General features: G+C 50.5%; 10 protein-coding genes and 1 riboswitch. Of the genes, 1 reads left to right on the top strand and 9 read right to left on the bottom strand.

The window, feature by feature from the left end; translation table 11 throughout:
- Nucleotides 1-41: riboswitch (SAM riboswitch) on the bottom strand. This riboswitch is flagged as partial in the annotation.
- A 136-nt stretch (nt 42-177) separates the two neighbouring features.
- Nucleotides 178-351 carry a hypothetical protein gene (locus SU32_RS17330; protein WP_160316315.1) on the top strand — a complete coding sequence of 58 codons (174 nt, stop codon included), beginning with the start codon at nt 178-180 and terminating at the stop codon, nt 349-351.
- A gap of 21 nt (nt 352-372) precedes the next feature.
- Here the strand turns inward: SU32_RS17330 and SU32_RS14800 are convergent, their stop codons facing one another.
- The 9 genes from SU32_RS14800 to prfA all read right to left on the bottom strand — a co-directional run bounded on the left by SU32_RS14800 (nt 373) and on the right by prfA (nt 10398).
- Complete coding sequence (locus SU32_RS14800; protein ID WP_054000153.1) at nt 373-1251, bottom strand: 3-hydroxybutyryl-CoA dehydrogenase; 879 nt, start codon at nt 1249-1251, stop codon at nt 373-375.
- 74 nt (nt 1252-1325) lie between these two features.
- Complete coding sequence (locus tag SU32_RS14795) at nt 1326-2306, bottom strand: L,D-transpeptidase (RefSeq protein WP_054000152.1); 981 nt, start codon at nt 2304-2306, stop codon at nt 1326-1328.
- Nucleotides 2307-2369: 63 nt separating this feature from the next.
- Entirely contained in the window at nt 2370-2741 is a 372-nt protein-coding gene (locus tag SU32_RS14790; RefSeq protein WP_054000151.1) for an MmcQ/YjbR family DNA-binding protein, read from the bottom strand.
- An 18-nt stretch (nt 2742-2759) separates the two neighbouring features.
- Nucleotides 2760-4004, bottom strand: a complete 1245-nt coding sequence (locus tag SU32_RS14785) for a L,D-transpeptidase (protein WP_425394285.1) — start codon at nt 4002-4004, stop codon at nt 2760-2762.
- A 268-nt stretch (nt 4005-4272) separates the two neighbouring features.
- Nucleotides 4273-6882, bottom strand: a complete 2610-nt coding sequence (clpB, locus tag SU32_RS14780; protein WP_054000149.1) for an ATP-dependent chaperone ClpB — start codon at nt 6880-6882, stop codon at nt 4273-4275.
- A gap of 236 nt (nt 6883-7118) precedes the next feature.
- Nucleotides 7119-7313 (bottom strand): CsbD family protein, encoded by a 195-nt coding sequence (locus SU32_RS14775; RefSeq protein WP_054000159.1) that lies wholly within the window; start codon nt 7311-7313, stop codon nt 7119-7121.
- Nucleotides 7314-7443: 130 nt separating this feature from the next.
- Nucleotides 7444-8178, bottom strand: coding sequence for a DUF4167 domain-containing protein (locus SU32_RS14770; protein ID WP_054000148.1), 735 nt, complete (start codon nt 8176-8178; stop codon nt 7444-7446).
- 270 nt (nt 8179-8448) lie between these two features.
- A complete protein-coding gene (gene prmC, locus SU32_RS14765) occupies nt 8449-9318 on the bottom strand; it encodes a peptide chain release factor N(5)-glutamine methyltransferase (protein WP_054000147.1) in 870 nt (289 codons plus the stop codon).
- Between the two features lie 3 nt (nt 9319-9321).
- Nucleotides 9322-10398 carry a peptide chain release factor 1 gene (gene prfA / locus SU32_RS14760; RefSeq protein ID WP_054000146.1) on the bottom strand — a complete coding sequence of 359 codons (1077 nt, stop codon included), beginning with the start codon at nt 10396-10398 and terminating at the stop codon, nt 9322-9324.
- Between the last annotated feature and the right edge of the window lie 79 nt (nt 10399-10477).

Genomic DNA, 10477 nt, shown 5'->3' with positions numbered 1-10477 from the left:
GTGGCTGCAAGCCGACCGGCCAAATCACCACGAAATCTATTTAGTCCGCAATTATGATCCAGTCAAATCGGTCGCCAAGACCTATGCTTTAGGATAATGCTGCGATGCACAATTTTCCATTGAAAGAACATAATCGCTGCGTATTATGATCCTGGGAGGCGCTGCAAAGGAATCACCATGGCAAAGCCACTTACAATCGAAACACTGGATGAAGCACTGTCACCGTTTGAGCAAAGATCTGCGGGTCAGTTGCCGCTGCGTAAACGTCTGGCTGCGCACATCAAAACGCTGGGACCTAATATGCCTGCCCGCGGCGATATTTCACCGCGCTCAGTCTCTCCGCTATATTAATTGTCGAATACCGGTTCTGACTTAACGTGTTGGAACCGGTGTTTCGCCGCGATAATCGTAAAATCCGCGTTTGGTTTTGCGGCCAAGCCATCCTGCTTCCACATATTTTACCAGCAGCGGACATGGACGGTATTTGGAATCGGAAAGCCCATCATAAAGCACCTGCATGATTGCAAGACAGGTATCAAGACCGATGAAATCGGCAAGTTCAAGCGGCCCCATCGGATGATTGGCGCCAAGCTTTAGACCCGTATCAATTGATTCAACTGTGCCGACGCCTTCATACAGCGTATAAATCGCTTCGTTGATCATTGGCATAAGAATACGGTTGACGATAAAGCCAGGAAAGTCTTCGGACGTTGTTACGGTTTTACCAAGATCGACGGCATATTCATTGGCGGCTTTGAATGTCGATTCGGCGGTTGCAATACCGCGAATGAGTTCCACTAGCTTCATGCGTGGAACCGGATTCATAAAATGAATACCCATAAACTGTTCCGGTCTGTCGGTTGACGAGGCCAAACGGGTAATGGAAATGGATGAGGTGTTGGAAGCGATCAGCGCTTCGGGCTTCAACAACGGGCAAAGTTCTTTGAAAATCGATGTCTTGATGCTTTCGACTTCACTTGCCGCCTCGATGACAAGATCGCAATCACCCAGAGCAGAGAGCTCGCCAGCGGCAGTCATATTGGCGAGGATTGTGTCGCGGCCTTTTGCATCCATCTTTTTGCCCGAAACGAGCTTGGCCGTTGACGCGCCAATTTTTTCGATCGCAGCTTTTGCATTATCAAGGGAAATATCGCTTAGCACGACACTATAGCCGGCGGCCGCAGAAACCTGAGCGATGCCTGCTCCCATTTGCCCTGCGCCAATAACACCAATTTTTTTGATCTCAGTCATTTTCCCCGCCTATTTTTAATTGTGCGCTGCAATGTAATCGCGCTGGCGGTGCAATGCAAACAGGAAGCTGACCTTTACTCAATAAAGGTTACTTTAACGCCGCGGCTTACAAGACGTGCCAGCTCGAGTGCATCCCAATTGGTCAGCCGCACACAGCCCACACTGGCTGTGACCCCGATATTGGACGGGTCCGGTGTGCCGTGAATACCATATGTTTTCTTTGACAGACCGATCCACGCTCCTCCAACCGGACCGTTTGGACCCGGCGGTAGCAATACCAAGCCCTTGGACTGACCGGGCTGTGCTGACCCGTTCGGGTCGTAGGTATAGGCAGGGTTTTGAGCCTTGTTGCGCACGGTGTGTGTGCCGGTGGGGGAGGGCGTTGCCGTAGACCCGATTGAGGCAGGATAGGTGGCAACGATATTTCCCTTTTCATCGTAGCCGCGTACTTGAAGATTTCTTTTATCAGCCTCAATGCGGGCAATGCGCTTTTGTAGATATTTCCCGAAAGCAGCAACTTTGATTGTCTCGCCCACTTTTGAAAATTCTTTGCCTTCATTCAGTTCTGTCAAAAATTGCTCGTCCATGTGAAAGCGTTCGGCAAACATTTCCTGCGCTGAGGTGAAGTCGATGCGCTGCATGGATGCCTGATCGACATATAGTACCGGAATGTCCGGTGTGAAACGATAGCCCAGATCTTTCGCTGTAATTTCATAATCAATAAATGCCTCACCGCCGCTTTGTGCCAAAAGCCGGGATAAAGCTTCTTGATCATTCAGTTTAAAATCATGATTAAGCGCGGTTTTAAAAGCTCTCAACTGCATGTGGAAACGTTTGGTATCCAAACCGTCGATAACGCCGGGAGAAAAACCGGCGCGGTCCATGACGATTTGCAGTGTAGTGATACGCGGATCGCGGAATGGTTTTTCCGGCTTATAAAGCTGCGCTCCACCCACTTTGATAGTGTCAAACGCATCGCTTGTGGCAGGCAGTTTTTGCGCTGCTGCGAAAGAGGACTGAACGAGTAAAATCAAGACAAGGAGTGTGAAACGCAAGGCTGCCTCGGTATCAAAAATAGTATGATCAGTGATTTGGATTGCGCGTATTGGTAAGTCAATTCAATCTTGGTTTAGGCCGAGCTCACGCTGTAACTTTTTCGTTAGTTTAAGAGAAATCAAACGGTGACTTTCTTTTAAATATTCGCGCAAATCATCATCGCTCATTGCGTCATCACGATATCGCTGAATCCATTTCATGCCACGCGAGGCAAGGTAAGGCGCGGGGCGCAACCCTTCCTGTTCGCCCAGTATCTGAAACGCCATATCGGAAACTTTGAAAGTGACGTGAGGGTCGCTATCAGTATTATCCTGCCAGCCGCCTATTGCAAAAACCTTGCCGCCGACTTTCCATACGTCAGCATTTCCCCATTGCACAACATGTGTGGTGTGCGGCAGGCTTTCACAGAAATCATTGTACTCATCGCGCGTCATGAATAGACAATCGCCCGATTACTCAAGGAATTCAACTGTCACGCCTTTGGACACCATGCCAGCCAGTTCCTGCGCGTCCCAGTTTGTCAGGCGCACGCAGCCGTGGGAATTAGACTTGCCGATGCGGGCAGGGTCCGGCGTGCCGTGAATGCCGTAAGTCGGCTTGGAAAGGGCGAGCCAAACAGAGCCCACAGGACCGTTGGGGCCCGGCGGAATTGTCAAAACTTCTTTATTGTCGCCTTGTGTAAAGTTGATCTTCGGATTGTAGGTATAATTCGGGTCCAGTGCGATCCGTTCGATCGTCACAGTGCCTGATGGCGACGGGGTAGCTGTTGATCCGATTGTTGCGGGATAGGCGACAATCAAATTGCCCTGCGCATCATAGGCACGCACCTGTTCGGCGCCTTTATCGGCTTCGATACGCGCTACTTTCACTTTGATCTTTTCTCCGGTGTTTGCGATTTTAATCGTCGTGCCGGCTCGATTGAAATCCACGCCCGGATTGAGTTTTTTGAGATAGTTCTCATCCATATGGAATTTCTCGGCCAATGCTTCCATTGCAGAAGTATAAGACATGGCCGGCATCTTTGATTTTTCGGCATAATCAGCAGGAATAGCGCTGACAAACGGTCCGGATGTGTCTTCCGGTGTGATTGTGTAGGTTGAAAAAGCGGGGCCGCCTGTCGACATTAATTCCGCCTCCAGCTCCCCGTCTGAAAGCGATGTCAGGTCGCGGCCATTTTTGAGTGAAAGCGCGTTGAGTGCTTTTCTCACATTGCTGCCGTTCCTGCCATCAATAACGCCGGGCGACATCCCCAAGCGATCAAGCAGTATCTGTAACTTGGCCGTAAATTCAGGCTTGTCATCAAGGTTTGGATTGTCAGGTTTTATGATCGCCGCCGTTTGTGTTTCGTCAGAAGGCTGAGGGCCAATTGTTTGCGGCTCTGCAAACGGATCATCGTTCATCGGCGGCACAACAGCTTGCATATTCTCATCGGAAGGTAGCGGCCTGCGGTCAAAGTTTGGATCTTCCGGTACCGGTTCAAACTCCGGCTCTACGGTTGCAAAATCAGATGGCGCAGGGTCGCCGAGCGGCGCGCGCTCGACACGTTGCGGCGCGGTAATGGTCTGTGAGGGGTCGGCCGGCGTGCTTGTGAATATCTCACCAGTTTCGGGCACTTCAATGCGAATGATCTCTTCGGTCTCAAGGTCATAGGTAATTTTACGCCCGTCCTGATCGATTGCGATCCCGATTCCTGCCAACGGAATGGCCTGACCATTTGGAAATCTGGACGATTGTTGTGCTATCGCGGAGCTGGCAACAAAGGCGAAAGTGTATGCGCACAAAACAGAACGCGTTGAAATGTATAATAGGCGTGCAGACACGTTATAACCCCTTGTAATTCAGTCCCTGACTATCAATGCCTGAATAGACGTCAGGTTCCAAAAGCGTCCCTTGAGGTCACTTTAAGCCACTGGAATACGACGATAAAATGGCCGCCGTTTTAACGGCAGCCATTTCATTGTTTTCTTATGCGGCTTGGTCATTGGCCGGTTTTACGGCCTTGAAATTAAGCCGGTCCGAACCCTCCAGCACCTTTACGGTCGAGCCGTCGAGGATTTCGCCGCCAAGAATTTTTTCCGCCAGCGGGTCCTGCACATATTTCTGAATTACCCGTTTAAGCGGACGTGCACCATAAGCAGGATCATAGCCTTTTTCTGCGAGCCACTCGCGGGCCTTTTCATCCAGCTCCAAAGTGATTTTACGGTCCGCCAGAAGCGCTTCCAAACGTTTGAGCTGAATGTTGACGATCTGGCCCATATTTGCCCGTTTGAGGCGATGGAACAGAATGGTTTCGTCAACACGGTTCAAGAACTCAGGCCTGAAAGCACCACGCAGCACATTCATGACATCATCTCGCACGAGGTCGACGTCCTGATCTTCTGTCAGATTGACAAGAAACTCCGACCCCAAGTTTGACGTCATGATGATGAGCGTGTTCTTGAAGTCCACAGTTCTGCCCTGACCATCGGTCAAACGTCCATCATCCAAGACTTGCAGCAGCACGTTAAAGACGTCCGGATGGGCCTTTTCAATCTCGTCGAAAAGGACAACTTGATAAGGCCTGCGCCGGACAGCTTCGGTCAAAAGCCCGCCTTCATCATAGCCAACATAGCCCGGAGGTGCGCCGATCAAGCGTGATACAGCATGTTTCTCCATGAATTCGGACATGTCGATCCGCACCATTGCCTGATCATCATCAAACAGGAAGTCCGCCAGTGCTTTGGTCAGCTCTGTTTTACCAACGCCTGTGGGCCCTAAAAAGATGAACGAGCCAATCGGACGGTTCGGGTCCTGCAAACCGGCACGCGCACGGCGTATCGCTTTGGAAACCGCTTGCACCGCTTCGCCCTGGCCGACAACACGTTTAGCGATTTCATCTTCCATACGCAGCAGCTTGTCGCGTTCGCCTTCGAGCATTTTGTCAACAGGCACACCGGTCCAGCGCGACACAATATGCGCAATGTGATCCGGTGACACTGTTTCCTCAACGAAGGATGCGGTACCGGAGTTTTCTTCACGCTTTTCAGCTTCTGCCAGCTTGGCTTCGAGGTCCGGAATCGTCCCGTAGGTCAACTCACCGGCGCGTTGAAACTCGCCTGAGCGTTGCGCAATGGCAAGCTCGTTGCGTGCTTCCTCAAGTTGGCGCTTTAGATCGGCTGCGGCACCAAGCTTTTCTTTTTCGGACTGCCAGGTCGTGGTGATTTCGGCTGACTTGTCTTCAAGATCAGCAAGCTCTTCTTCCAGCTTTTCAAGACGGTCCTTGGAGGCCGCATCTTTTTCAGCGCGCAAGGCTTCCCGCTCGATTTTAAGCTGCATGATGCGGCGGTCAATTTCGTCCAGCGCTTCCGGTTTGGAATCAACTTGCATACGCAGGCGCGATGCTGCCTCATCGACCAGGTCAATGGCTTTATCGGGCAGGAAGCGGTCTGCAATATAGCGGTTTGAAAGCGTGGCGGCTGCAACCAAGGCTGAATCCGACACCCGAACCTTATGGTGCTGTTCGTATTTCTCTTTCAGGCCGCGCAAAATCGAAATGGTATCTTCGACAGCCGGTTCATTCACAAAAACCGGCTGGAAGCGCCGCGCAAGAGCCGCGTCTTTTTCAACGTGCTTGCGGTATTCATCCAACGTTGTTGCGCCAACGCAGTGAAGTTCACCGCGGGCGAGGGCTGGCTTGAGCAGATTTGATGCGTCCATAGCGCCATCAGCCTTACCGGCCCCGACAAGTGTGTGCATCTCGTCTATGAACAGGATGATTTCACCGGCCTCTGCCTGAACCTCGTTAAGCACAGCTTTCAAGCGTTCTTCAAACTCACCGCGATATTTCGCGCCTGCGATCAAGGCACCCATATCAAGCGCCATCAGCTTTTTATTGCGCAGGCTTTCAGGCACATCGCCGTCAACAATGCGCAAGGCAAGGCCTTCAGCAATCGCCGTTTTACCAACGCCGGGTTCGCCAATTAGAACAGGGTTGTTTTTCGTGCGGCGTGACAAAACCTGCATGGTGCGGCGAATTTCATCGTCGCGTCCAATCACAGGGTCAAGCTTGCCGTCACGGGCATCCGCCGTCAGGTCACGGGCATATTTTTTCAATGCGTCATAGGCGCTTTCAGCGCTTGCACTGTCAGCGGTACGGCCCTTGCGTATATCATTAATGGCAGTATTCAATGCGTTTGGTGTTACGCCGGCCTTCTTAAGGATGTCGGCAGTTTTCGCAGTCTTTTCCATCGCCAAAGCGAGCAAAAGCCGCTCGACAGTGACAAAACTATCGCCGGATTTTTTGGCAACTTCTTCCGCGGTTTTGAAAACTTTCGCTAGCGGTGCAGCCATATAGAGCTGGCCGTTGCCGCCTTCAACTTTTGGCAGCGCGCCAAGCGCTGCTTCAACGCCCAAGCGAACTTGTTTGCTATCGCCGCCTGCGCGCTCAATCAGTGAGGCGGCCATGCCTTCATTGTCATCGACCAAAACTTTAAGAAGGTGTTCCGGTGTAAACTGTTGGTGGCTTTCGCCCAATGCGTAGGTTTGTGCGCTTTGAATAAAACCGCGCACGCGTTCCGAGTATTGTTCAATATTCATTTTTGTCTCCGATTTATGACCATCCCTGAAAAGGCAATGGACAAAGATTTATCGATGACGGACTCCCAAATTGCCCATGACAGACAATCAATGAGGCAAGCCCTATCGTCAAACAATATATGGGAACTGTTATATGTGAATAAAAGGTTTGTTCCGCACGGGGCGTGAGGCAGCTTTATTTATCTGCTGCAAACAGAAAAAAGCCCCTGACTGTCAGGGGCTTTTCGAGACTTCATTTAACTATTGAGCCAGTCATCGACTTCTTTTTCAGCTTCGTCTTTACTTTTACCATAGTTTTCTTGGATTTTACCGACGAGTTGTTCGCGCTTACCTTGTACAACGTCCATGTCATCCTCGGTTAGCTTACCCCACTGCTCGCGGGCTTTGCCTTTCCACTGTTCCCAATTACCTTCAACAATATCCCAGTTCATAACTGTATCCTTCTTATTGGTTGCTGTGGTTGAGTAACGCTCAATTGCGAAGGATGTTCCCCTTTGAAAAAATAAAACCCGCCTTGATTTGTTCAAGACGGGTTCAATCACTCAGCCAAAAAGCTGAAGATTATTCAGCCGCTTCCGGCTTTGGCTCACTGGCCTGTTCGGCAGATACCGGCTCAGCTACAGTTTCAGAAGAAGCTTCTGCTTTTGGAGCCTTGGGCGCACGCGGTTTGCGCGGTGCACGCGGCTTTTTCACCGGTGCTGCTTCTGCTGCGGCCTCAGTTGTTTCCGGTGCGATGGCAACCGGTTCTGCTGCGTGTTCAGCATTGTCTTTTTTTGCTTCTGCCGGCTTTTTCTGTGAAGCGTCTGCTGTCACTTCCGCCTTGTCATCTGCATCGTTTTTGGCATCATTATTTTGATCGCCATCACGATTTTGGTCGTTGTCACGGTCGCGGCCCCGGCCACGATTGCGCCCACGCCCGCGATTGTTGCGGTTATCCTGATCGCCGCCGGCATTGGCCTGCGTTTCATTATTGTCGGTGCCGTCATTTTCGTCTTGCGCGTTATCGGTTTGATCATTGTCATCGCGCTGCTGCTGGGGAGGCTGCGCTGCCATGATAATGCGTGTGTAATGCTCTGCGTGCTGAAAGTAGTTTTCAGCCATAACTGTATCACCGGCAGAACTCGCATCGCGTGCAAGTTGATTGTATTTATCAGCAATGACCTGCGGATTACCGCGTATTTTTACATCCGGTCCGTTGCTTTCATAACTGCGCTGAAGCGGGTTCTGATTGCGGTTTCTGTTGTTATTGCCACCGCGATTATTGTTGCGGCGACGACCCTGCTGTTGTGGTCTCATCTAAATCTCGTCTTACTGTTCAGAAGCTTGAATCCGGCTTGGACCATTCGATCGCTACGGATAATTATCATTTTAGATCTCGTGTCACTTTCAAACGAGGTTTCCCATGACGATATTTGCTTGCTCGCAAACCTATCGTCGCCCGTTAGTGAATTAGATTACTGTGTTATGCCGGACTGAGCGTCACTCGGCTTCACTTGCTATCTTTGGTAACGTTGCTTTTGCTGCTTGCCAAGCGCTTTTTTTATTTTTTACTTAAATTCATGAAATTTATGTGAAAAAAAGCGCCCGATTGTTCCTGTTAAGATCGGTTCGAGCTTCGATTGCCTTGAAACCGGCTTGATTGAACAGCTTTGTGACGCTGTTTTTTTGATCAAATCCGATTTCTACGGCGATTCGTCCGTCCGTCTTCAAGTAAGACGCGCATTGCGATGAAATAATGCTGTATGCATCCAGCCCTGTTTCGCCGCCATCCAGTGCAAGGTGAGGGTCGTAATCACGCACATCTACCGACAAAGCCTTAATGACTTCACTAGCTATATAGGGCGGGTTTGAAAGGATTAAATCATAGCGCTCTGACACATTTTCAAACCAGTCAGACTGTATGGATGTCACCCGTTCCTGAAGCTGGTGGCGCTCAGCGTTGGTAAGAGCCATTTCAAGTGCTTTGGGTTCTAAATCAGTGATTGTTGCCGTGGCCTTTGGCGCTTGGCTCAATATCGCGAGTGCAATTGCGCCTGTTCCGGTGCCAAGGTCTAAAATCGAGCAGCGTCCACTTTTTTTAATGCATTGCTGCACAAAAGGCAGCACCATATCGACCAGAATTTCTGTGTCCGGGCGCGGTATGAGCGTGGCTTCATTTAAACCGAGCGCGAGGCCATAAAATTCGCGCTCACCAATGATACGATGTACCGGTTCGCGATCAATACGGCGTTCTACAAAGTTGGCAAATGTACTGATTTGCGCGCCTGTCATTTGTCGTTCGGGCCGTGTTATGCGCTCGATTGTCGTCGCGTCGCTGGCATGTTCCAGCAACAGTGCGGCATCAATATCGGGCGTTTCCAAGCCTGCATCGCGAAACTGTTGTTGAGCATCGCGATATGCTTGACCGATGCTTTTTGCGTCACTGCCGTTTGTCAACGATCAGCCTTCCAGGTTTTCCGTTAAAAGATTGGCCTGATAATCAGCGATCAAGGGATCAATCACGTCGTTCAAATCACCTTCCATAATCCGGTCGAGCTTATAAAGCGTCAGATTAATGCGGTGATCGGTCACCCGTCCTTGCGGGAAATTATATGTGCGGATGCGTTCTGAACGGTCGCCGGAACCGACTTGAAGCCTGCGGTTTTCAGAGCGCTCCTCGGCTGCTTTCTGACGTTCCATATCGTACAACCTAGCGCGTAACACTTCCATTGCCCGCGCACGGTTCTGGTGCTGGGATTTTTCCGCCTGCACCACAACAACGCCGGTTGGAATATGGGTTATGCGCACGGCACTGTCGGTTGTGTTGACGTGCTGGCCACCGGCACCAGAGGCGCGCATTGTATCAATGCGAATATCTTCATTGCGGATTTCAATGTCGACTTCCTCGGCTTGCGGCAAAACGGCAACCGTGGCCGCCGATGTGTGAACGCGTCCGCCCGATTCTGTTTCGGGCACACGCTGTACGCGGTGAACACCGGATTCAAATTTGAATTTCGCAAATACACCGCGTCCCGACACCGTTGCGATAATTTCTTTAAAACCGCCTGCATCGCCTTCACTTTGGGAAATGACTTCTACTTTCCAACCGTTTTCCGAGGCAAAACGCTCATACATGCGAAATAGATTGCCAGCAAAAAGCGCAGCTTCCAGTCCGCCTGTTCCAGCGCGGATTTCAAGAATTGCACTTTTATTGTCAGCGGCGTCTTTGGGCAGCAGCAATATTTGGATTTCTTTGTGCAGGCCTTCGAGCGTCTCTTCGACTTCTTCAAGTTCAGCCTCTGCAAGCTCTCGCATTTCCGCATCTGTATCCTGATCCGCAAGCATGCTATCAAGTTCAGCTTTTTCAGCCGTTTTTGCGCGATACAAACGGATATTTTTTACGATATCTTCTAGATCGGAATATTCGCCAGCCAATTTCACATAGGTTTCAGCATCCGGCCCTTCGGCCATCTGAGCCTCAAGCATCTCAAAACGCTTAACCATCTGGTCCATTTTGTCGTCAGGCAATTCTATCATTCGCGGAATAAATCTCGTTTGGGTATTAAAATCGGGCTTGCGGCAATATCGAACGCAAACCGGTATTTGCTTTTAGCGA

The organism is Ahrensia marina (assembly GCF_001293565.1).
Lineage (GTDB): Bacteria > Pseudomonadota > Alphaproteobacteria > Rhizobiales > Rhizobiaceae > Ahrensia > Ahrensia marina.
The sequence above is the reverse complement of the archived record's forward strand: the minus strand, read 5'-3'. Positions and strand labels throughout refer to the sequence as shown.